The following is a 21,527-nucleotide window of genomic DNA, read 5'->3' as shown; positions in this document are numbered from 1 at the left end:
TATGAGTAGCAACTTACATCAGGCGGGGGTCACGCTACTTAAGCAGCTGGGGCGCCATGCGGATCTCATCATGGATGTCTACCTCTCCGGCTCTGTGACCGAGGAGGGCGAGCGCGCCGGAGCCATCGACAAGCTGCGTAAGGCGGATATTCTGTGGCAGCCCGAGGGCGAACAGGGGCTGAGGCTGAAACGCTCGGTGCGCGCCCTGCTGGAAGAGGTGCTGAGTGATGAGCGCAATCGTCAAATAGATGCCAACGTGGGCTCATCCCTGGCCACCATCAAGACCCTTGCCGATCACTATAAGGAAGCCCGTCAGGCCGCCGACTACAGCGCCAGCGAGGCCTATCTTGCGGATCTCAGCGAGCAGGTCTACAGCTTCACCGAGGGGCTGAAATACTCGATTCGTGTGCTCTGGAGCCGTATCAACAACGAGTTCGGCTATGTGGGTACCATCAACGCCAAGATACGTGAAAACGAGCTGGCCCAGAGTCAGGTGACCGAGCTGCTCAACGGCCTGGAGATGTTCCAGTTTAGCGAGCTGGGTGAGATCGCCGGCGATATCCGCGAGCTGCGTAAGCTGCTGGTGACTCGCTTGCAGGAGACCCTGAGCGACTGTACCCAGGAGCTTAGCGTGGTGCAGGGGCGTCTGCTGGAGCTGCTGGGACGATTCCGTCAGATCCAGGGACGTACCCGTCTGCTCAAGGGCTGGTTGCTCTACACGGATATGCATCCAGATTATGAGGTGGCGGATCATGTGAGTCACAAGCAGCTGCCGACCTTGTTTAACCGCGCCGAGGCGATTCTGGCACCGGCGGCGGTGGACGTGACCAACACGGCGCAGGAGGTCGAGCTGCTGGCCATGGTGTCACAGATCAAGAGCATTAGCCGCGCCGGTCGCGATCTTGTGATGCGCGATCATGACGTGCCCTTCGCCTTGGTGGAGGCGGAAGACTTCGATATTCCCGACAATCCGCTCAAGCTGGCGGTGGATGAGTATTTCTGCGCCGTGATCGACTCTGGGCTGAGACAATCGGCGCTGGACTATCATCAGGCCAAGTCGCTCAGCTGGGATACGGAGAGCTGGCTGTATCAGGTGATCTGCGGCTACGAGGGCTTGCCCGAGGAGCATAGACGCTATTTCGAACTTGAGCCCATAGGTGAGCGCCATCCTGTGTATAGCGGCAACTTCATCATACGTGACGTGGAGTTGTGGTTGGCCTAAGCTCAAGATTAAGCATTAGCCGTGATCAGGTGTTAACTAATGTAGTGACTGCTTATCCGGTTGCTATCTGATGCTAAAAATCACTTAAAACCGTTAAATCAGTAGCTTATAAAAATGCTGGTTTAGCGGTTTTTGTTTATCTGCCTTCTTGGCTATCTGCTGTGTTTTCGCCTGTGCCTAGTGGATCTCACTAGTCCCTGCCTGTGAGTAATGACTATCACTAAAAATTCGTTATCAACCAGTTTTTAATCTCGTTGAATTTGCTCTTGTTGGCGTGTTTCACTGGCTTGTGTGCCGTCTTTGTGAACCTATTGTTGGCTTTTTGTGCTAACAAGTAAAACTTGCCGATTGGCCTAAATTCACCTATCTAATTTTTTAATCATAAAAATCATTACCTTGCTCTTTGTATGGCTTTGTGGTTGCCGTTTTGCGTCTGTTAACTTGCCCAGATTGTGATTGAAATTATCACTAGCATGATCCACTATCACTGACCAGTAACGGGAGAGCCACGGCTCTCATCACTATCTCCACGTCAGATGGAGAAGAAAAAAGCGCACGATAGATGCGCAACAAAACAAGGCAAGCATATGACTAAATCACTTTCTACGCGCATCTTTATCGGCCTCTTTTCTGGCCTGATTCTGGGGAGCATCATTCAATATTTCTTGGCCGATGTCGGGTTCTTCTCCGGCACCCTGGTCGAGGTCGCTTCAGGCTTAGGTACCATGTTCGTCAACATGATCATGATGATGGTGGTGCCCCTGGTCTTCGTCAGCATCGTCTGCGGCGTGCTGGAGCTCGACGATCTCAAGAGCTTTGGTCGCCTCGGCGGCAAGACCTTCGGTTTCTACATCATCAACACCCTGGTGGCCATCTTCGCCGCCCTGACCGTAGCCCTACTGCTTAAGCCGGGACTCGGGGTCGACATGACGGGGGGCACGGGCGCCGAGATCACTGCTACCGAGCTGCCTAACCTGATGCAGCTGATCGTCAACATAGTGCCGAGTAACCCGGTAGCCGCCTTCACCTCGGGCAACATGCTGCAGGTGATCTTCATGGCGCTGCTGGTCGGTGGTGTCATCAAGGCGATGAATGGTGCCGTGCCGCTACTGCAACAGGGCTTTATGGAAGGCAACAAGCTGATGATGAAGCTTATCGGCGTGGTAATGCAGCTGGCGCCTATCGGTGTGTTTGCGCTGATGTTTAAGCTGGGTGCGACCCTGGAGGCGAGCCTGTTTCTCAGCGTGGTCGAATACCTGGTGGTGATCTTAAGCCTGCTACTCCTGTGGATCTTCGTGGTCTACCCTTGGGCGGTGAGCCTGTTTACCCCTGTGTCTGCTAAGACCTTCCGCGCCAAGACCCAGGAGCAGATTCTGTTCTCTCTGTCGACCGCCAGCTCGAATGCCACCATTCCTGTCACCATGCGTACCCTGACCGAGAAGCTGGGCGTGAAGCGCGCCGTGGCCGGTTTCGGCGTGCCGCTGGGGGCGACCATGAACATGGGCGGCGTCTCTATCTATATCACCATCGCCATCTTCTTCGTGGCTAACTCCTTCGGCGCTCCTATCGCCATGGATCAGCTGCCCGCCCTGCTGTTTAGCATCTTCCTGTTGTCTGTTGGCGCCGGCGGCGTGCCAGGCGGTGGCATGGTGATGATCGGCGTGCTGATCCACCAGATGGGTCTGCCAGTCGAGGCCTTCGTGATTGTCGCGGCGCTGGATAGACTGATCGACATGGTACTGACCTCTTGTAACGTCGTGGGTGACGCCGCCGTGCTCACCATAGTCGACGCCACAGAGAATGCCCATGACGAGGCGCAAGAAGAAGCGCGTCAGCAGCAGACGGCCTAAGACCTTTAAATGAAAAAAGCCTCTCATGATGAGAGGCTTTTTTTATGCCTATTGGGCTGGGCTAGTGTTCCTGCCCCTTGGTCAGGCGCCGGCTGAGAGCGCTCTGACTGATCCCCAGTATCTGCGCGGCGGCGGTCTGGTTGTTGGCGGTGCGGCTCATGGCCTCGTCGATCAAGGCCTGATTCATCTGTGCCAGGGTGGGCAGCGACTTAGGGAAGATGATGTGATCCCCGGGGGCGGCGTCCAGCGACTTATGTTCCTTTATCGCCTCCATGAAGGGGGAGATATTGAGGGTAACGCCGTCGCTGCGGCTGACGGCATCGAACACCATCCCCTTGAGCTCGTTGAGGTTACCGGGGAAGTCGTAATCCAGCAGCTTAGGTGCCAGATCCCTGGGTTGCTGCGGCGCGCTCAGGGACATCTCCTCGGCGGCCTCGGCGATGAAGTGGTTGATCAGCATGGCGATGTCCAGCGGCCGCTCGGCCAGGCGCGGCAGCCTTATCTTATGGGCGCGCAGGCGGTAGAGGAGATCGCTGCGAAACTCACCCGCCTTGTTGAGGGTCAGCAGATCGTCCTGGGTCGAGACCACAAACTTACACTTGATGGGGAAACGGCTGTCGCTGCCCTGGGGCGAGTAGCTTCGGCTCTCGATTAGCTCCAGCAAGGTGATCTGGGCGCTCAGGGGCAGGGCGCCTATCTCGCTCAGGTAAAGCACGCCACTGCCTGCCTGATGGAGCATGCCGGTAACCGCATCGACCTCACCGTTTGGCTTATGACTAAGGCGGCCACACAGCTTAAGCTCGAAGGTGTCGCTGTTGATGCCCGCAAGGTTGAGGCTGACGAAGGGTTGCTCAGGGCTGAAGAGCTGATGGCAGGAGCGGGCAAACTCGCTCTTGCCGGTACCGCTCTCGCCGTGGATCAACAGAGGCTCTGGGCTGAAGGCGACGGCCTCGAGATAGCGAAACTGATCCAGCAGCACCGGTTCACAGGTGAGTATGTTGTTGAAGGCCTTGGGGTTGTCCAAGGTGCGGCTGAGAAAGCGCTCCTTGATATGCAGATAGTTGCGCTCAAGCCCCACCACCTCGAGCGCGCGGCGCACCGTATGGGCCAGGTCGCTGACATTGTCTGTCTTGATGAAGTAGTCGTAGGCGCCATGCTTGATGCAGCGCACCGCGGTATCCACCTCGTTGACGCCCGTGACTATGATCACCCGGGTGTTGGGGTGTTCGGCGCGGATCATCCCTAGCAGTTCTTCACCTGAGTGGAAGGGCATAGTGAGGTCCAGCAGCACCAGAGCATAGTCGCCCACCTGCAGGCGATTGAGTACCTGGCGACTGTCGACGCAGGTGTCTATCTCTGCCTCGGGCACCAGACGGTTGAGGGTCACCGCCAGGGTGCGCAGCCAGGAGGCCTCGTCGTCGACCAATAGGATATTGCGTGCAAGTTTCATCTGTTGTTGCTACTCCTGAACCAAGGCAAAACTAAGTTGGATACGGGTGCCCTTACCGGGCGCCGAGTGTATCTGCATCTGACCCTGATGCTCTTTGATGATACGGCTGCAGACCGACAGGCCCAGGCCGCTGCCTCCCTCGGTGCGTCGGGTGGTGAAGAAGGGCTCTGTGATACGCTTTAGGGTGGCGCTGTCCATGCCGCAGCCGTTGTCGTTGACCTTGATCAGGGCCCGCCCCTGACTCACCTGGGTGCTGATCTGAATGCTGCCTTCGTGGGCCGCACAGGCATGACAGGCGTTTTGGATAAGGTTGATCAACACCTGATGCAGTTGCTGGGCATCCCCCATGATCCTCGGACTGGGGAGGTGCAGCAGCTTAGTCACCTGCCGGGTCTTGGTCTGGTTAGCGGTGAGCCGCAGTGCCACCTCGACCACCTCGTTGAGGCAGACCAGCGTATGATCTTGGGTGAGGTTAGGCAGGGCGTAGCGCTTGAGATCGTTGACGATACGGCTGATGCGCTTGGCGGCCTCCTCTATGGTGTCGCTGCTCACCGCCATCTCCTCCATGGCTTGGCTTGGCGCGAGCCCGGCGATCTGCCAGAAGGGGTTCTGCTGCTGATAATAGTTGGCCGCCGGATTTAGGTCCTTGATGGCCGCCGAAAATAGCGAGATGGCGTGCAGGATCAGCCCAGTCGGGTTGTTGATCTCGTGGGCGATGCCGGCAGACAGCTCCCCAAGCGATGCTAAACGGCTGGCCTCTTCGTTGGCCTGACGTAGCTTGTGCTGCTCGGTGGATTCTTCGAGCAGCACCACCACCTGATCATTGGCGATGGGGTGGATCTGTAGCTGCCAATATTGCTCCAGATACATCATGTCGGCAATCAGCGACTTCTGCTCGTTGAGCACCTGCAGCACGGCGGGCCTGAGATCGAAGGCTTGATCGTCTATGTAATGGAAGTCCTCAGAGATTAGCAGATGCACATTGTTGTCGTTACTCCACAGGCGTTGCAGCTCGCGGTTGACTATGGTCACGCCGTGGGGAATACCGTCTAATACCGACTGAAACTGTTTGGAGATGTTGGAGATCTCCGCCTCGACCCGGCGACGTTGAATGAGCTCGGCGTCCAGGGCCTTCTTACGTCTGCGCAGGCTGGCGCTGATGAAGCCGGTATAGATCATGCCGCTGGCCGAGACGATGGCCACCAGGATAGCCAGGGAGAACATGCGCTTCTCGGTGGAGGTCAGGTCCACCTTCTCGCGGCCGGTACCAAACCACTTGTTGACCAGGCGGTCATACTCTCCAGATAGCTTGAGCTGGCGCAGGGCGTCGTTGATCTCCTGCATCAAGGCGGCTTTCTTGCCGTTGCAGACGAAGTTGAAGGCGCCATAGATGAGGGCATCGCTCGAGCTGCGCACCGAGGGGTAGAGGGGCAGCAGGCGGCGGGCCACGAAGCTCTCGGCGATCACGACGTCGACCTCGCCCTCGATCAGCTGCTTAAAGCCGGTCTCATACAGGTCGACATCGACACGGTTGAATTTCTGTGGGTAGCCCGACAGGTAGACGTCGACGAAGGCGCCCTTCTTGATGGCGACCCGCTTGCCCACCAGATCTGTCCAGCTGTTGATCAGCGCCTTGCCTTGCAGGGTATAGGCCTTGGCGTGGGTGGCGTAGATGGGATCGGACTGGCTGAGCTTGCGATCCAGGTTTACCGGGCTGACCACGGCGATCACGTCGATGTCGCTGCCCGGATTGTGCACATCTTTCACCAGCTGTTGAAAGCTCTTTCGGCGAATGATGATCCGCTTATCGGTCAGCTGGCCGATCCTGTGCATCAACTCTATGTTGAAACCCTGATCCACACCGTTGTTGCGCCACTCCAGCGGCGCAGTTTTCGAGTGGACGCCAAAGACGATACTCTCCTGCGATAGTGCGGGAAAGCTGAAGAAGATAAGGCAGAGCAGTAAGCGTTTCATGCTGAAATACTACAATTTTCCGCAGCAATAAACTGTGCTGTATTACGCGAATTAGCGATTTCTTATCTAACCCAATCCCAGTAGAAATGCTGCGTGACCGGGATCTCACAGGGCTATGTATTTTTGCATATACCTCTTTGTGATTATGCATACTTGCATAGGCGATCTTGAGGGCTGTGATTGAGGTGTCATTTCTGAAGCCTAAAGCGGTGGCGCGATTGCTGGCTTCTCTTTCCTGGTTAATCATTTAGTTGAGCGATAGTGAAAGCCCGAGGTACTCATCAATACCGGTTAAGGCTTTCTTCTAAAGTGAAGTGTGAACCACTTTAATCTAAATATAATGTAAGTGCTTCTAAATTCAGCGGGTTAAACCTGTAAGTTTAGAAGGGGGAGCAAAGATGAAAAAGATGAAACTTGCGGTTTGTCTAGCCACATTGATGGGCACAGCCGGATTCATGGGCAACGCCATGGCAGCCGACAACCTGGCTGATTTCCACGCCCAAAACCAAGAGTGTGATAGCTGTCACCAAGCAGATGGTGAGCTATCAAACGACAGCCTGACCTATGAAAATGCTCAGTGTGTTTCTTGTCACGGTACCCTAGCGGAAGTGGCTGAAAGCACTAAGCATGAACACTACAACGCCCACGATTCTCACTTCCCTGGTGATGTTTCTTGTACTTCTTGCCACAGCGCACACGAAAAATCTATGGTCTACTGTGACTCTTGCCATAGCTTCGATTTCAACATGCCTTATGCCAAGAAGTGGGAACGTCACGAGCCAACTATCGCCGAACTGGCGAAAGACAAGGCAGAACGTCAAGCGGCTCTTGCTAGCGCACCTCGCGATACCGTTGACGTAGTGGTTGTAGGTTCAGGCGGCGCAGGTTTCTCTGCCGCAGTATCGGCCCACGATAATGGCGCTAAAGTGATTCTGATCGAGAAAGAGCCGGTTATCGGCGGTAACGCCAAGTTGGCAGCCGGTGGTATGAACGCCGCTTGGACCGATCAGCAAAAAGCGAAAAACATCAAAGATGACCCAGAGATCATGTTTAAAGACACCATGAAAGGTGGCCGTAACATCAACGATCCTGAGTTGGTTAAGATCCTTTCTTCTCACTCAAAAGGCTCTGTCGACTGGATGACTGGCATGGGCGCCGACTTAAGCGACGTAGGCCGTATGGGTGGTGCTTCTGTTAACCGTTCGCACCGTCCTACAGGTGGTGCCGGTGTTGGCGCACACGTGGTACAAGTACTTTACGATAACGCGGTTAAGCGCAACATCGATATCCGCATGAACACTCGCGGCGTTGAGATCCTCAAAGACGACAGCGGTAAGGTGAAAGGTATCCTGGTTAAGGGTATGTACAAGGGTTACTACTGGGTGAAAGCCGATGCAGTGATTCTGGCTACCGGTGGTTTCGCTAAGAACAACGAACGCGTGTCTAAGCTGGATCCTAAGCTGAAAGGCTTCGTATCGACTAACCAACCAGGTGCAGTCGGTGACGGTATCGACGTAGCAGCAAACGCTGGCGCGGCGATGAAAGACCTTGAATACATCCAGGCTCACCCAACCCTATCTGTTAAAGGTGGTGTGATGGTGACCGAAGCGGTTCGTGGTAACGGCGCTATCCTGGTTAACCGTGAAGGTAAGCGCTTCGTCAACGAGATCACTACTCGTGACAAGGCGGCTGCGGCAATCCTTCAGCAAACTGGTAAGTCTGCTTACCTGATCTTCGATGATTCAGTACGTAAGTCACTGAAGAAGATCGACAAGTATATCGGCCTGGGCGTAGCACCTAGCGCAGATAGTCTGGAGAAACTAGGCAAGCTGGAAGGTATCGATGGTAAGGCGTTGACCGAGACTGTCGCTCGTTACAACAGCTTCGTGACCAGTGGTAAAGATGCCGATTTCGAGCGTCCTAACCTGCCACGCGCACTGAACGAAGGTAACTACTATGCCATCGAAGTGACTCCTGGTGTTCACCACACCATGGGCGGCGTGATGATCGATACTAAGGCCGAGGTAATGGATGCCAAGAAACAGGTGATTCCAGGCCTATACGGCGCGGGTGAAGTGACTGGTGGTGTTCACGGTGCAAACCGTCTTGGTGGTAACGCTATCTCTGACATCATCACCTTTGGTCGCCTAGCCGGTGAACAAGCCGCTGATTACGCTAAGAAACACTAATATTTCTTAATCAATATCAACCGGTTACTAACATAGTTAACACTCCAAAAGGTGGCTAGGAAGCCACCGCTGAAAGCCACGGCCACCGCCGTGGCTTTTTTGTATAGGGATATGCTTATCCCCGGTGGCCAAGGAAGGCCAAAGAGGGGATTTGTGTCTGGAACACTTATGCCAAAGCCCAGGGATGGAAGGCTTTGGTGTTTGTATAGGGACTTACGTTTATGGGGAACTTATCCCCGGTGGCCCTGCTATCGACGTTCGCAGATGCATCTATACAGGAAGTTTTACCTCTTAGATCAGGCTTTAACTCTGCCATTTAAGGGTTAAGCGTTTGGGATTTCGTACTATTAGGCTTTTCGTTGTTAGAATGGTTTCCTGTATTCAAATAGGCAGCAAAGTTGAAAATTTTAGTTACAGGTACTGCGGGTAGGGTCGGTCGGGCCATCTATATTCACCTAATGAAAGAGCATGAAGTTGTTGGAATCGATAGGACACCATGTTCGACCGCTGATGTTGTCGGAGATATCCGTGACACTGCCTTATTGGCAGAAGCGTTAGAAGGTGTCGAGGTGATCATTCATACCGCGGCGCTGCATGCGCCCCATGTTGGGTTGGTACCAGGTGATGAATTTGAAGAGATCAATATCAAAGCGACAGAGCAGTTGGCTCTGATGGGGGTAAAAAAGGGGATCAAACACTTTGTATTCACCAGCACTACTGCCCTTTATGGTTTTGCGTCAACTCCCGCAGGACGTGCTGGATGGGTTGATGAAACTGTGATGCCAAGGCCTAAGACGATCTATCATCATTCAAAGATTAAGGCTGAGCAGTTACTCGAAAATATCTCAAGCTCGTTTGATTTACCTGTCACGGTTCTGCAGATGTCGCGCTGTTTTCCTGAACCGGTGAACTTAATGGCTGTCTATCGTTTGACCCGCGGCATAGATGCTCGAGACGTTGCCCGTGCCCATGCCTGCGCCGTGGAGCGTAGGTTGTCGGGATTCAGGCGTTACATCATTTCCGGTAAGACCCCCTTTAGCAAAGCATGTTGTGAAAGGCTTTATCGAGATGCCAATGATGTTATTCGAGAGGCGATACCGGGGCTTGCCGAGAGCTTTGCGGTTCGAGGTTGGAGCATGCCACAATCGCTCGATCGTGTGTATGATTCAAGCCTGGCACAGCATGAGCTCGGCTGGCAGCCCAAATATGGTTATGAGAGTGTATTGAGTTTGCTCGATAATGAAAGCGCCGAGGTTCTACCAATGAAAAGTCAAAGTTAGCAAAGAAACAAATTGCTTGTATGATTCGAACCTAGAGTCTTAAGTTTGTCTAAGTAGGATATTTCGCATCTTATAATTAAGCGCAGTTTAGAAAATGGAGTGTTAAGTCGAATGGATTTAAACGCAACTGTTTGGGGGCAAGTGTATTTGGTTCTTGCTCTTATCGTTATTTATCTGACAATTAGATATGCAAAAGGCATTTCTAACAATCTTTCTTTGGTTGTTTTTTATACGTGCATCCTAAATGTTTTTATGCCGCCGGTTGGCTGGATATATTGTTTCTACTGGTTTAGGCGCAGCGCTTTAGGAAAAATCAGCTAATAAAGAGTTTAGGCTGCGAAAGAGGTTAGTGCAGTCTTCCGATAGCTTGTATGCATTGACTGTATCTATTTAGGTATTGAGAAACGATAAGGAAAGGAAACCTTAGCCCGAATCTTTGCTGCTATTTATCGCCTGTCTGGCGGGGAGTGTGCAAATACTTCTGTGACACGCTTTACGCCATCCCTGGCCGCTCTGCGGTTTCATCCCTGAAACCGAAGGTCACAGACGTATCTACACCATCTTATCTAACGTTTCTTCGATTTGATCTCATCAGTTGTGGCTAAGAGGTTTTCTTATTCGCTGCAGCCACTTTATTAGGGCAATTAAAGGTTGTGTCTTCTTGGCTACTTGTCTTTTATTACGTGAGAGGATTGTTTACTCATGACAAACAGGGCAATGCCGCCGAGGACGGCGATGGAGGCGAGCAGGAGTCTGCTTGTGAATGCCTCGCCGATCCAGATGAAGCCGCCGAAGGCGGCAATAATGGGTACGCTGAGCTGAACGGTCGCGGCGGTGACGGCAGAAAGAGATGGCAGGACTAAATACCATAGGGCGTAGCCCAGCCCCGAGGCGAGGGCGCCTGAGGCCACGGCGTAGCCAATCCCGGTGGCGCTGATCGTCTCTGAATTAGAGAGCAGGGCAAAAGGCACCAGGGCCATGGGCACCGCGCGAATAAAATTCCCCGCCGTGGCCAATGTGGGACGCTTTGTGCCGCGACCTAGCAGGGAGTAGACGCCCCAGGAAACCCCGGCGATTATCATCAGCATGGCGCCTATTAAGGGCGGAGCGCTTACGCCCGGCAGCACTAACCATACCAATCCCGCTCCAGCTAGCAGGGCGCCTATCATCTGTTTTCGATTTATCCGCTCGCCCGACCATAAACCGTAGAGGATCATGGTGATCTGCACTGCACCGAACAGCAACAAGGCACCCGTGCCGGCGCTTAGGCTGTTGTAGGCAAAAGAGAATGCGACCGCGTAACCAAATAGCGCCGTTGCCGACAGCCAGTTACCACCAAGCTCGCCGGCGCGAATATGACGTGATGCGAGTATCCCCAGAACCAGGGCGCCGGAAGCGATACGTATCAGGGTGAAGCTGGCTGCGCCGATGCTGCCCGATGCCAGGGCCTCGCGGCAAAACAGCGAGTTGGCCGCAAAGGCCAGCATGGTGACCGAGGTGAGTAACAGCAGGCGTATCCAGGGTTGTTGGGGCATGGTTAATCTTCTGCGTTGAATCTCTTAGCGATATTAGTTTCAGTGTATCGTGGGATTGGTTGTTTGCCACGGTGGTTAAGGGGTTAATGCTTTGGCATTTCACGGTATGTGAATTTATTGAGTGAATTGAAGGTTGAACCTTCATTGCTACCTAACGCCTGCCCGGCGGGGGATGTGCAGATACACCCGTGACACGCTGTTCGCCATCCCTGGCCGCTCTGCGGTTTCATCCCTGAAACCGAAGGTCACTGGCGTATCTGCACTCGGTATTCAACGTCTCTTCGATTTGACCTCATTTGTCGTCGATAGAGGGGAAAACTCAGTGCATCTTTGCCACTTTGTTATTTATAAGTGGCAGCTTGAGGAGTAAAAAACTGTAAAGTTCAAAGCCTTAGGCTCGTTATGCGGAAGGTTTGGAAAAGCGCATGCGCGTTTTTCTGGATGGTGTATTTGAAGTAAAAGTGATAACTTCTTTACAATACAATCAGTTAACATTGCGCGTTGTCACTGGCCTAATGAGGTAAACGCGCACGCACACTAATAAGCAGTTATGTGTTATGGAGGTTTGATTGAGTATTGATATTAGACAAAAAGTTTCTCGTTTCATGAATAAATCATTGGATATGGAATGGCCCGTTGGAGTTGTAGACTTTGAAAGTTCTACTTTCATCGTTGATGGTTCTAAGCCGCTTCAGCATGTTCAAGATGATATTGAAACAGCATTTTTATGGTGTTGGTCTATTAAGGATCATCTTATTGAGCAGTTACTAGCGTCAAACTCTAAAGTAAAAAAGAAAACTATTGAAGATGAAATAAATACTTATCATAGTTTGCTTTTATGTTCAGATGTGGCAAATGGGCTAAAACATAAAACTCTTAATAAAAGTCGTAGTAAAAAATATGCAAAACTATCAGTAATCCAAACTATATTAATAAATAAAGAAACAGTTTCTATGATTCAGAAACTTGATGGTCAGTATTTTATAACACCTTCCAATGGTGATTGCGTTAAAGTAAAAGCAAGCATAATAAGCCAAGATGAAGAATATTTGTCTGATGCCTATGAATGTTTAAGTAAAAGTTTAGAGGCATGGGGTGAAATTAGCTCCAAGTTTAGTGACATATGACAAGATTTTTAAATTAAGAATAAAGTGTATTATATTCGCTTTGTTACACATATAATCCACAATTTTTGTCTGCTTAACGTGACGTTGGCTTTTCAAACGACATCATCAACATAAAAGGAGTTTAATGATGAGGTTTATACTTCTAATTATTTGCATAACTACTATCATTCCTAGCTTTTCTTATGCCGATTACGGCGTGCCTTTTATATTTCAAAGCTGCTATAAATCATTAGACTATGTAACTTTCAAATTTGAGTATGTTAATCAACCAGAACAATTATATGACGAAGATACAAAGGGTTTGCCTATAGCTGTCAGGAAAGAATTCGAAGCTAAAGGTGTTATATATCCAGGAGTAATAGATACAAGTATTTGCGAATTAGACAATGCAACTATTAAAGTTTGGCTAGAAAAGGAAAGCTTACTTTCAGTTAGCATTAATGGTGTGACGAAAGTGGATAGTATTCCCATTAATGGTGGTTCTATTTTTTTTGATAAACTTATTATTGATGGGCATAGTTTTCCAAAAGGCGCTGACAAAGGTGGTTTAAGTTTTTGCTTTTATGGTCCTGATAAAAATCGGTCTGTTACAAAAGAATATTTCTATATTTATCAGCAGTATCCAAATTCAGAGGTAATAGATATGAATCGCCTTAAAAAAGAAGTGAATGACAGAAATAATTGGGAGAATCCGAGTTATTTCAAAGACTGCGATGGTTTTCAGAGGTACATATGAAAAGCTAATTAAGGCGCTTAAAGTGGACGCAAAACAGTTGGCTTGCGCTCATTCTTCGCTAAATTTAGCCAACAATTTTGAGCTCGGTAGCGAGGTGCTACCCCTATAAATTCGAGCTAAGTGGGTTAGAACAAAAAATCTAACATTGGAAATGTCCGGAATTTTCCCAAGTCGTTTAATCGAAGAGATGGATAACTGGGTGTAAACAGGCTTTTGGCCTTCGAAATCAGGGATGATTTCGCAGAGCATCCAAGGATGGACTTGCTGCGTGCCAAAAGCGTGTTTGCACAGTAGGTCGTTCATTCACATCCATGTGATCACGACATTGGTGCCTCCATGCACTGCACCTGCCGCAGGCAATTGATACACCATGCTGTCTTGGTTAAAGGATGGCTTTCATATACGAAATCGGGTAGATGTTCTAAAAGGAAACTTTAAGAAAGCGTCATTAGGCTGGCTGCTAACCAGCCTAGGTTAGAGTAACCAGCCTAGGTTAGAGTAACCAGCCTGGGTCAAAGGAACTAGCCTAGTACCTCGGTCAACACCCTCTGCCAATTCCCGCCCATTATTTTAGCGCGATCGCCGCTGCTGAATCCGGCGCGGGCCAGAGCGTTGTCGATACGCTCCATGCGCTCGATATGGTTAAGCGCTGGGATCACCACGTGTTTGGGGTCGTGGTCGAAGCCTAGTACGCCGCGGGCTCGCAGGCTATGCCACCACTCGACATATTGTTTCACGCCTTCGGCGTTGTCGTTGTTGAGTTCCAAGAGCTTCTCGTGGCCCCGCAGCGGGTAGTCGTTGGCAATCGCCACGGCGTCTATGCCGCCGACATTGGCCACATGTTTGAGCTGTTCCAGGTAGTGGTCTGTGGTGGGCGTTTGCTCAGTGGTGAGCCAGAAGGTCATCATGAAGACGCCGAACAGGCCGCCGGTGTCGGCAATTGCCTTGATTACCTCGTCGGGTGAGCAGCGGGCATGGTTAACGATGGCGCGCACGGCGCCATGGCTCTGCACTATCGGCGCACGGCTGGCCTTGGCGCTGTCTAGCGCCGATTGAGGGCTGGAGTGGCTGACGTCGATCAGCATCCGCTTGCTGTTGAGCTTGTGGATCAGCTGATGGCCGGCCTTGGTGAGCGGCAGGTCGAGTCCCTGCTTGCCATCGTTGTCCAGGGCGCCGCCGCTGAAGCGGTTACCGTAGTGGTGGGTAAGCTGCAGTACCCTTAGGCCGCGCTCATAAAACTCATCCACCTGGTTGAGATCTTGATTTATGCTCTGTTCGACGCAGTCTGCCCCCTGGATCTGGAAGAAGACGGCGGTGCGGCCGCTGGCATGGGCCGTTTGTATATCCTTGGCGCTACGCCCTAGTAGTAGCTTGTCTGGGTTGGCGTTTACCCTGGCTAGGGCCTCGCCGATGCTTTTGACGCAGGCGTTGTAGGTGCGTTTGTAGTTGGTGGTGCCATCGGCCTGTTCTATGGCCTCGATGGCGGATATGTCGCACAGGTAGGCATCGAGCTTTGACGCGCCGAGATCGGCTAAGTCCTCCGGCAAAAAGGAGAGGCCATCGATATAGAGGGGCTTCCCTGCGGTTTTTGCCCAGCCATTCAGGGGCGATAACTGAGTTAACAGACCGGCAGCGGCCAAGGCTTTTAGTAGCTGACGTCGTTGCATTTGCACAGGCATATTGCGCTCCTCAATAGTTGTTATTATCGCGGCAAATCAATGGGATTAAGCTGCTGATACTAACATCAAATAATCTGTCAGGGGAGCGAAGCCGGGCACTCATGGCCATTGAATTAGCCATTGAATTGGCCATTGAAACGACCATGAGTGTCGCTTTGCGCTTAAGCTAAGTGGGCGGCTATCGCCTTACCAACGGCGCCAGCACTGGCAGGGTTTTGCCCGGTAATGACTCGCTCATCTTCTATGACAAAGGCATTCCAGGGTTGCACCTTGTTATAGCGCTTGGCACTGCGGGTGAGGGCTTCTTCGAGCAGGAAGGGGATTTTATCGATAGTACCGTAGTCGACCTCTTCTTCGCGGGTAAAGCCGGTGACAGACTTATCGGCAATGAGTTTTTGCCCTGTGCTCAAGGTGATGGGGAGCAGGCCGGCAGGCCCATGACAGACCGCGCCTATGACGCCGCCATTTTCGTAGTGCGCCGCACTGAGACGAGCAACCTCCTGGTTATGGGCTAAATCCGACAATAGACCAAATCCGCCGGGGTAGTAGATGGCGCTGTATTCTTGGATGTCGATCTGTGAGGCTGGAATGGTGTTGTTGACCCGGCTGATGAAAGCGGCGTCTTGCAGCATAGAGGCGTTAATCTCATCGCCTTCGATATCTGTGCCGTACAGGGGAGCCTTGCCGCCGTTAATTGACACCAGATCATAATCCAAACCTGCGGCTAATAGCTCATGCAGGGCGTGGGTGAGTTCTGGGGCGAAGGTGCCGTTGGCCTCATCGGTATCGCCTAGGGTCGCGTGGTTCGTCAAATAAATAAGTACTTTTTTCATGATGCAATGTCTCTGTTACTGAAAGTGGACTCATTGTAATTCTTCCCTTGAGTGGTGATAATCCTGCTAGGTGGCAAATTAATATTGTTATATAGCAATAATGGTGGTTCATGGACAGCTTTGAGGGAATTGTCGAATTTATAGCGGTTGCCGAGTCTAACGGTTTCTCTGCGGCGGCTCGTCAACTGGGACTTTCTACCAGTCATGTCAGTCGTCAGGTGGCAAGACTCGAGGTGCGTTTGGGCTGCGCCCTGTTTGCGCGTACTACGCGCAGTGTCAGTCTGACTCAGGCCGGGCAGGGCTATTATCGTCAGTGTCAGAATCTGTTGGTGGGACTTAGGCAAGCGAATGAGGAGGTGACCCAGCAGCAGTTGCAGTTGAGCGGCACGCTGAGAGTCAGTGCCGCAGGTGCCTTTGCTGAGCAGTATATTGCGCCGGTATTGATTGACTTTGCAAGGCAGCATCCAGCGTTGACGATAGAGATGGACTTCAATAGTCGTATGGTCAATTTTGTCGAAGAGGGTATCGATTTCGCCATTCGTTTTGGGGCGCTTAAAGATTCGGGGCTCGTGGCGCGTAAGCTGGCGAATCGAGACATGATGGCCGTGGCCAGTCCTCAGTATCTGGCTGAGTTTGGCATTCCCAAGACGCCGCAGGATCTTAGACTGCATAGCTGCATCATCTCGAACAATGATCACTGGCTGTTCCAGCAAGGGGACGGCGAGCTGAGCATTAAGGTCGAGGGACGCTGGCGCAGTAATAATGTGCCTGCCGTGATTGCGGCGGCAGAGCAACACCTGGGTATTGCCTACCTGCCTAAGAGTAGCTTTATTGCGCCGCTAGCCAAGGGCAGTCTGGTACCTGTATTGTCCTCATACTGGAATCGGGGGATCACCAGCTGGATTGTCTATCAAAATCGTCGTTTCTTGCCTATGCGGGCGCGAATGGCTATAGACCATCTGTTAGCACACTTTGCCGATTGGCTGGAGTGATTCACCGCACCGCCATCGCATTCCAAAACAGGGCGAAGCTGGCGCTGCGCTCATGGGCTTGCTGCCAACGCTCCGGGTGGTCGACAAAGTAGCGGGTGGCGGCCAGGTATTGGCCGTGGCAGTTGTCCTGCATCAGCTCAATGGGATACTCGGCCAGCTCGCCGCTTGCCTGGCCCTGGCGGATCAACTCGGCAATAAAGCCTAGGATGCCGTGCATCGCCTGATCCCGCACCGACTGTTCGACGGTGGGTGACATGGAGTAGAGCTGAAAAAACGCCTGCTTGAGCGGATTGGCCATGGCCCAGGTCAGCGCCGCAAACCAGAGCTGCTCGGCATCTTGCTTGAGGTCGCCTCGGCTGCTGACGCTCGCTTGTATGGCGTCGGCAAATTCCTGTTTTACGCCTAGAAACAGCTGCTCGAGCAGCTGCTCCTTGGAGGGGAAATGGTGAAACAGGGTACCTGTCGCGACCCCCGCCTCGCGGGCGATGGTGGCCGTGCTGGTGCCATGAAAGCCCTGACTGACGAACAACTGCAGGGCGGTCTCTAGGATGGCCTGTTTCTTGGTGCGTTTGCTGCTTGCTGTCATCTGCGCCTGCCCGTTAGCGTAAAAACAGCTTCATCAGCAGCTGCTGAATGGCATTGCCATAGGGAGGATGCACCAGCTTGCCCGTGTTGAGCTTGCCGCGGCTTAATATGGTCTTGGCGTGGCTCATGGTGAGGAAGCCTTCCTTGCCATGGTAGTGGCCCATGCCTGAAGGGCCAATGCCGCCGAAGGGGGCATCGTCCGCAGCCACATGGAACACGGTTTCGTTGATGCACACACCACCCGAGTGGGTCTGGTTGAGCAGTCGCTGCTGAGTATCGCTATCGAAGCTCATGATATAGAGGGCCAGCGGGCGAGGGCGGTCGTTCACATAGTCGATCGCCTGCTCCAGGCTGTCATATTCGACGATGGGCAGCAGTGGGCCGAAGATCTCCTCCTGCATCACCTTCATCTGCTCGTTAACTCCGGTTATCAGCTGCACCGGCAGCTTGCGGCTGCCTGGCGTCATGGTTTCTGTGCTGGTGGGGGTTACCTGGGCGCCTAGGTCGATGGCGTCTTGCAGCACAGCCTGTAGGCGATCGAACTGACGCTGATTGATGATGGCGCCGTAGTCGGGGTTCTGGCCTATCTCGCCGTACATCTGCTTGAATCTGTTAATGAAGGCCTGCACGAAGGCCTGGCTCTGGCCCTTGGGCAGCAGCACATAGTCGGGGGCGACGCAGATCTGCCCGGCGTTGAGGCACTTGCCGTAGATCATTCGCTCCACGGCGGTATCCAGCGGCATGTCTGGCGCTATGATCACCGGCGACTTGCCGCCCAGCTCCAGGGTGACTGGGGTAAGGTTGTCGGCGGCGGCGCGCATCACATAGCGGCCAACCGTGGTTGAGCCGGTAAACAGCAGATGGTCGAAGGGGAGCGCCGAGAAAGCGGCGGCGACCTCGGCCTCGCCTTCGACGACAGCCACCTGGGTCTCATCGAACAGGCCAGCCAGCATTTGCCTCAGCACCCTGTTGGTCTCTGGGGTGAATTCAGACAACTTGATCATGGCGCGGTTGCCAGCGGCCAGGGCGGTGATCAAGGGACCGATGGAGAGCATCACGGGGAAGTTCCACGGCACTATGATGCCGACAACGCCCAGAGGCTGATACTGCACCTCCACCTTGGCGGGCGCCAGCAGTATGCCCGCGTGGCGACGGCTCGGCTTCATCCAGCCCTTGAGCTTCTTCAGGGTGTAGTTGATGTTGTTGACGCAGGGCATGATGTCTGAGATGCGGCTGTCATCAGGAGATCTGTGACCATAGTCGGCATTGAGGGCCTCGACGATCGCCTGCTGATGGCTCAGCAGCGCCTGCTTGAGGGCGATAAGCTGGGCCTCGCGTTGCAGCCTCGAAGGGGCGCCTTGCTCACGGAAGCTGGCCTTCTGCCTCGCCAGCAGTTGGTTGAGGCCTTGGCCGACATCTAGGTTTGCGGGCATGTTCATTGTGCTTATCCTTACTCGTTTTGGGCGCCTGTCTATCTCAGTTTAACGCCGCATAGTCACCTGTGTTAGTTGGCCTATGAGGCTAGGTCAGTGGGCCAACCTTAAAAAACCGACTGATTAGTCGGTCTAATGTTAGGGGGTAAAACGGCCCAGGTCAAATATTGTCCGATAGCGGTGAAAAATGTGATCTGGATCAAGTGGGTGGCGGGGCTGGAAATCTAAAATGAAATAGGCCCTTTTAGCTTGGATTACAGGAGCTTGATATGAGCAGCAATCTACATGGTATCGCCATAGGCATAGAGCGCAGTCAGGATGATTTTTATCTCGCCTTCAAGGCCGTTGGCAAGTTGACCCACGAAGACTATGAGCAGATGACGCCGCTGTTGGAGTCAGCCCTGGCCGGCATAAAGACGCCTGAAATCGTGGCGCTTATCGACATCACAGAGCTCGATGGCCTGTCGCTGCATGCGGCCTGGGACGACCTTAAGCTGGGCTTGAAACACGGTAAGGAGTTTAAGCGGGTGGCCATCATAGGGCAGGGGGAGCTACAGGAGTGGGCGACCCGGGTGGCAAACTGGTTTACCCCGGGCGAGTTTAAGTTCTTCGAGGATAAACGCGATGCACTCGACTGGCTGTGTTAATGGCTAGCCCTTCGTTTATCGCCAGTAACGGTTTTGAGTACTGATTTTGAGCACTGGTTTTGAGTACTGGCTATGAGTATTAGGCGCGGTTTTGGGGATTTGGCGAGCTTTTGGGGATTAGCCGTGGTTTTTAATATTAGTGACGATTTTTTTAGCCGCTTTTACCAGCGCAACTAAGGGCCTGCATCAGCTCAGAGAAAAGCGGAGAAAGTCCTGCCAGACAAGCGATTTCTGTCAAGCCGGTGTCACTTTTATCCGCTATGCTTAAAGAAAGCGAATGGTAAGGAGTAACAGATGAGAAATGGTCAAATTTTATGCCCGACAGATTTTTCTGAAACGGCTTCCCATGCCCTCTCTTATGCCATCGAGATGGCCAACCTGTATCAGGTGGGATTTCGCTTACTTCATGTGGTCGAGCAGCCCATGGGGGATGAGAATTTTCAGATCCTCGCCATCACGCCGGAGGAGCTCGCCCAGTCCATGGAAGATGCCGCCGCCGAGAAGATGAAATCCCTGCTGGCCAAGCTCGATAGCAATCTGCCCATCGAGACCATGATACGTCGCGGCGACGCGGTGACCGAGATCTTAGCCGAGGCCGAAGAGAGCCATGTCGGCATGATAGTGATCGCGAGCCATGGCCGTAAAGGCTTGTCTCATTTTCTGCATACCAATGTGGCAGAGGCGGTGGCGAACCGCGCCAAGTGCCCGGTGCTGGTGGTCAAATAGTCGGGGCGAAGGTCCTGGTTTATAAGCCCGTCGTCGGTCAATGCTAGTCGAGAATGGCTTTTGAGAATGCCTGTCGAGAATGTATGTCGAGTTTAGTTGTCGCGAACGGCTATCGAGAACAGCTGACGACGCAGCTTAGTTTTTGCATTTGTCACAAAGGGATACGAGCGCCTGAACTGAGGAGGTGAATATGCGTACCCGTCAAATATTGTGCCCAACGGATTTTTCCGAGACGGCCTCTCACGCCCTGGGCTATGCCATCGAGATGGCGACGCTGTATGGCGTGGATCTGCGTATCGTTCATGTGGTGAGTGAACCCTACGGCGCCCATAACTATGGGATAGTGGTGGAGAGTAATGAGGAACTGGAGCAGCACCTGCATGCCTATGCCAACGGCAAGCTAGGTGAGATAGTCAGGGACGCGCAGATTAGAATGCCGCCCCATCTCAAGGTGCGCAGCGAGGTGCGTACCGGCGGTGTGTTAGGTCAGATATTGCTCGATGCCGAAGAGAACGATGTAGGCATGATAGTGGTCGCCAGCCATGGTCATACCGGGCTCGCCCACCTGTTGAATCCGAGCGTGGCAGAGGAGCTGGCCAATAAAGCCAAGTGCCCCGTGATGGTGGTGAAATAGTCTAGCCGCGGCAGGTGTCGCGATAGAGCTGGTCCGCCAGGGCGTGCAATACCTCTGGCGCCGGCTTGGTATGGGCAAAGGTTCTGAGCCCAAAGATCCCCATAACGAAATAGCGCGCCAGATGAGCGGCATCTCCCTTAAGTTCTCCCCTGTCGACGGCTTGTTCAAACTGGGTCGTCAGCGCCTGCTGCCAACTCTCTAGATGCGATTGCACAGCATCTCTTATCATCTCATCTTGCTCGGCCACCTCGTTGAGCGCCTTGGTCAGCAGGCAGGCCTTGGGCGTATCCTTGCACTGACACTCATCGACTATGCCGGCCAGATACTGCTTAAGCTGCTCGGGGAAGGGGAGCGCCGAGCCGAAACAGGCCGTTAGCTCGGCTTTTCTGTCCTGCCCATATTGTTCTATCACCGCCAGCAGGAGGCCGCGCTTGTTGTCGAAGGCGCAGTAGATGGAGCCAGGGTGTAACCCAGTGGCCTTGGTGAGATCTTGCATGCTGGTCTTGGCGTAGCCCTTGTCGATAAAGGCATTCATGGCCTGTCTCAGTACCTGCTGGCGATCAAATTCGGCGTTGCGCATCTTACTCTTTGGCTGCTTGTTGGGGCGATAAATGGGATTGTACTCAATTTTGAAT

19 protein-coding genes are annotated in these 21,527 nt (G+C 52.9%); 11 read left to right on the top strand and 8 right to left on the bottom strand.

Going from position 1 to position 21,527, the window contains the following annotated elements:
- Nucleotide 1: 1 nt before the first annotated feature.
- Nucleotides 2-1,222, top strand: coding sequence for a hypothetical protein (locus SHEW_RS16120; protein WP_011866912.1), 1,221 nt, complete (start codon nucleotides 2-4; stop codon nucleotides 1,220-1,222).
- Nucleotides 1,223-1,809: 587 nt separating this feature from the next.
- The gene (locus SHEW_RS16115; RefSeq protein ID WP_041406712.1) at nucleotides 1,810-3,072 is read left to right on the top strand and encodes a dicarboxylate/amino acid:cation symporter; all 1,263 of its coding nucleotides are present in this window, start codon (nucleotides 1,810-1,812) and stop codon (nucleotides 3,070-3,072) included.
- Nucleotides 3,073-3,133: 61 nt separating this feature from the next.
- Here SHEW_RS16115 and SHEW_RS16110 read toward each other — a convergent pair whose 3' ends face one another.
- Nucleotides 3,134-4,522 carry a sigma-54-dependent transcriptional regulator gene (locus SHEW_RS16110; protein ID WP_011866910.1) on the bottom strand — a complete coding sequence of 463 codons (1,389 nt, stop codon included), beginning with the start codon at nucleotides 4,520-4,522 and terminating at the stop codon, nucleotides 3,134-3,136.
- A gap of 9 nt (nucleotides 4,523-4,531) precedes the next feature.
- Nucleotides 4,532-6,496 (bottom strand): ATP-binding protein, encoded by a 1,965-nt coding sequence (locus tag SHEW_RS16105; protein WP_011866909.1) that lies wholly within the window; start codon nucleotides 6,494-6,496, stop codon nucleotides 4,532-4,534.
- 398 nt (nucleotides 6,497-6,894) lie between these two features.
- Between SHEW_RS16105 and SHEW_RS16100 the strand changes: the two genes are divergently transcribed.
- The 3 genes from SHEW_RS16100 (at nucleotide 6,895) to SHEW_RS20445 (ending at nucleotide 10,286) form a co-directional block, all read left to right on the top strand.
- Nucleotides 6,895-8,685 carry a flavocytochrome c gene (locus tag SHEW_RS16100; RefSeq protein ID WP_011866908.1) on the top strand — a complete coding sequence of 597 codons (1,791 nt, stop codon included), beginning with the start codon at nucleotides 6,895-6,897 and terminating at the stop codon, nucleotides 8,683-8,685.
- Nucleotides 8,686-9,083: 398 nt separating this feature from the next.
- Nucleotides 9,084-9,965 carry an NAD-dependent epimerase/dehydratase family protein gene (locus SHEW_RS16095; RefSeq protein WP_041406711.1) on the top strand — a complete coding sequence of 294 codons (882 nt, stop codon included), beginning with the start codon at nucleotides 9,084-9,086 and terminating at the stop codon, nucleotides 9,963-9,965.
- 111 nt (nucleotides 9,966-10,076) lie between these two features.
- Nucleotides 10,077-10,286, top strand: coding sequence for a hypothetical protein (locus SHEW_RS20445; RefSeq protein ID WP_011866906.1), 210 nt, complete (start codon nucleotides 10,077-10,079; stop codon nucleotides 10,284-10,286).
- Nucleotides 10,287-10,630: 344 nt separating this feature from the next.
- Here SHEW_RS20445 and SHEW_RS16090 read toward each other — a convergent pair whose 3' ends face one another.
- Nucleotides 10,631-11,500 carry a DMT family transporter gene (locus SHEW_RS16090; RefSeq protein ID WP_011866905.1) on the bottom strand — a complete coding sequence of 290 codons (870 nt, stop codon included), beginning with the start codon at nucleotides 11,498-11,500 and terminating at the stop codon, nucleotides 10,631-10,633.
- A gap of 569 nt (nucleotides 11,501-12,069) precedes the next feature.
- Between SHEW_RS16090 and SHEW_RS16085 the strand changes: the two genes are divergently transcribed.
- Together SHEW_RS16085 and SHEW_RS16080 are read left to right on the top strand one after the other, a co-directional pair.
- Entirely contained in the window at nucleotides 12,070-12,627 is a 558-nt protein-coding gene (locus SHEW_RS16085) for a hypothetical protein (RefSeq protein WP_011866904.1), read from the top strand.
- Between the two features lie 124 nt (nucleotides 12,628-12,751).
- On the top strand, nucleotides 12,752-13,363 hold the full coding sequence (locus tag SHEW_RS16080) for a hypothetical protein (RefSeq protein WP_150099977.1): 612 nt from the start codon (nucleotides 12,752-12,754) through the stop codon (nucleotides 13,361-13,363).
- A gap of 521 nt (nucleotides 13,364-13,884) precedes the next feature.
- On the opposite strand, the gene SHEW_RS16070 is transcribed toward SHEW_RS16080, so the two are convergent.
- Nucleotides 13,885-15,042: a membrane dipeptidase gene (locus tag SHEW_RS16070; protein WP_011866903.1), complete on the bottom strand. Its 1,158-nt coding sequence runs from the start codon at nucleotides 15,040-15,042 to the stop codon at nucleotides 13,885-13,887.
- Nucleotides 15,043-15,203: 161 nt separating this feature from the next.
- Nucleotides 15,204-15,875, bottom strand: coding sequence for a type 1 glutamine amidotransferase domain-containing protein (locus tag SHEW_RS16065; RefSeq protein ID WP_011866902.1), 672 nt, complete (start codon nucleotides 15,873-15,875; stop codon nucleotides 15,204-15,206).
- Nucleotides 15,876-15,985: 110 nt separating this feature from the next.
- On the opposite strand from SHEW_RS16065, the gene SHEW_RS16060 reads away from it, so the two are divergent.
- Nucleotides 15,986-16,867 carry a LysR family transcriptional regulator gene (locus SHEW_RS16060; protein ID WP_011866901.1) on the top strand — a complete coding sequence of 294 codons (882 nt, stop codon included), beginning with the start codon at nucleotides 15,986-15,988 and terminating at the stop codon, nucleotides 16,865-16,867.
- Between the two features lies 1 nt (nucleotide 16,868).
- On the opposite strand, the gene SHEW_RS16055 is transcribed toward SHEW_RS16060, so the two are convergent.
- The gene (locus SHEW_RS16055; protein ID WP_011866900.1) at nucleotides 16,869-17,453 is read right to left on the bottom strand and encodes a TetR/AcrR family transcriptional regulator; all 585 of its coding nucleotides are present in this window, start codon (nucleotides 17,451-17,453) and stop codon (nucleotides 16,869-16,871) included.
- Nucleotides 17,454-17,466: 13 nt separating this feature from the next.
- Nucleotides 17,467-18,891: a coniferyl aldehyde dehydrogenase gene (locus SHEW_RS16050; protein WP_011866899.1), complete on the bottom strand. Its 1,425-nt coding sequence runs from the start codon at nucleotides 18,889-18,891 to the stop codon at nucleotides 17,467-17,469.
- A gap of 263 nt (nucleotides 18,892-19,154) precedes the next feature.
- On the opposite strand from SHEW_RS16050, the gene SHEW_RS16045 reads away from it, so the two are divergent.
- From SHEW_RS16045 to SHEW_RS16035, 3 genes are all read left to right on the top strand, one after another.
- Entirely contained in the window at nucleotides 19,155-19,532 is a 378-nt protein-coding gene (locus SHEW_RS16045; RefSeq protein WP_011866898.1) for a SpoIIAA family protein, read from the top strand.
- A 294-nt stretch (nucleotides 19,533-19,826) separates the two neighbouring features.
- Nucleotides 19,827-20,258, top strand: a complete 432-nt coding sequence (locus SHEW_RS16040) for a universal stress protein (protein ID WP_011866897.1) — start codon at nucleotides 19,827-19,829, stop codon at nucleotides 20,256-20,258.
- A gap of 190 nt (nucleotides 20,259-20,448) precedes the next feature.
- The gene (locus SHEW_RS16035) at nucleotides 20,449-20,892 is read left to right on the top strand and encodes a universal stress protein (protein ID WP_011866896.1); all 444 of its coding nucleotides are present in this window, start codon (nucleotides 20,449-20,451) and stop codon (nucleotides 20,890-20,892) included.
- A 1-nt stretch (nucleotide 20,893) separates the two neighbouring features.
- Here the strand turns inward: SHEW_RS16035 and SHEW_RS16030 are convergent, their stop codons facing one another.
- Nucleotides 20,894-21,472 (bottom strand): TetR/AcrR family transcriptional regulator, encoded by a 579-nt coding sequence (locus SHEW_RS16030; RefSeq protein WP_011866895.1) that lies wholly within the window; start codon nucleotides 21,470-21,472, stop codon nucleotides 20,894-20,896.
- Between the last annotated feature and the right edge of the window lie 55 nt (nucleotides 21,473-21,527).

Origin of the sequence: Shewanella loihica PV-4, assembly GCF_000016065.1 — a bacterium.
GTDB classification, from domain to species: Bacteria; Pseudomonadota; Gammaproteobacteria; order Enterobacterales; family Shewanellaceae; genus Shewanella; species Shewanella loihica.
This window is presented reverse-complemented; position numbering and strand designations above follow the sequence as displayed.

Coding starts and splice junctions, on each gene's coding strand:
- SHEW_RS16100 (WP_011866908.1), top strand. CDS start 6,895: ATGAAAAAGATGAAACTTGCGGTTTGTCTAGCCACATTGATGGGCACA.
- SHEW_RS16065 (WP_011866902.1), bottom strand. CDS start 15,875: ATGAAAAAAGTACTTATTTATTTGACGAACCACGCGACCCTAGGCGAT.
- SHEW_RS16090 (WP_011866905.1), bottom strand. CDS start 11,500: ATGCCCCAACAACCCTGGATACGCCTGCTGTTACTCACCTCGGTCACC.
- SHEW_RS16050 (WP_011866899.1), bottom strand. CDS start 18,891: ATGAACATGCCCGCAAACCTAGATGTCGGCCAAGGCCTCAACCAACTG.
- SHEW_RS16110 (WP_011866910.1), bottom strand. CDS start 4,522: ATGAAACTTGCACGCAATATCCTATTGGTCGACGACGAGGCCTCCTGG.
- SHEW_RS16060 (WP_011866901.1), top strand. CDS start 15,986: ATGGACAGCTTTGAGGGAATTGTCGAATTTATAGCGGTTGCCGAGTCT.
- SHEW_RS16115 (WP_041406712.1), top strand. CDS start 1,810: ATGACTAAATCACTTTCTACGCGCATCTTTATCGGCCTCTTTTCTGGC.
- SHEW_RS16030 (WP_011866895.1), bottom strand. CDS start 21,472: ATGCGCAACGCCGAATTTGATCGCCAGCAGGTACTGAGACAGGCCATG.
- SHEW_RS16105 (WP_011866909.1), bottom strand. CDS start 6,496: ATGAAACGCTTACTGCTCTGCCTTATCTTCTTCAGCTTTCCCGCACTA.
- SHEW_RS16045 (WP_011866898.1), top strand. CDS start 19,155: ATGAGCAGCAATCTACATGGTATCGCCATAGGCATAGAGCGCAGTCAG.
- SHEW_RS16120 (WP_011866912.1), top strand. CDS start 2: ATGAGTAGCAACTTACATCAGGCGGGGGTCACGCTACTTAAGCAGCTG.
- SHEW_RS16035 (WP_011866896.1), top strand. CDS start 20,449: ATGCGTACCCGTCAAATATTGTGCCCAACGGATTTTTCCGAGACGGCC.
- SHEW_RS16080 (WP_150099977.1), top strand. CDS start 12,752: ATGATGAGGTTTATACTTCTAATTATTTGCATAACTACTATCATTCCT.
- SHEW_RS16040 (WP_011866897.1), top strand. CDS start 19,827: ATGAGAAATGGTCAAATTTTATGCCCGACAGATTTTTCTGAAACGGCT.
- SHEW_RS20445 (WP_011866906.1), top strand. CDS start 10,077: ATGGATTTAAACGCAACTGTTTGGGGGCAAGTGTATTTGGTTCTTGCT.
- SHEW_RS16055 (WP_011866900.1), bottom strand. CDS start 17,453: ATGACAGCAAGCAGCAAACGCACCAAGAAACAGGCCATCCTAGAGACC.
- SHEW_RS16070 (WP_011866903.1), bottom strand. CDS start 15,042: ATGCCTGTGCAAATGCAACGACGTCAGCTACTAAAAGCCTTGGCCGCT.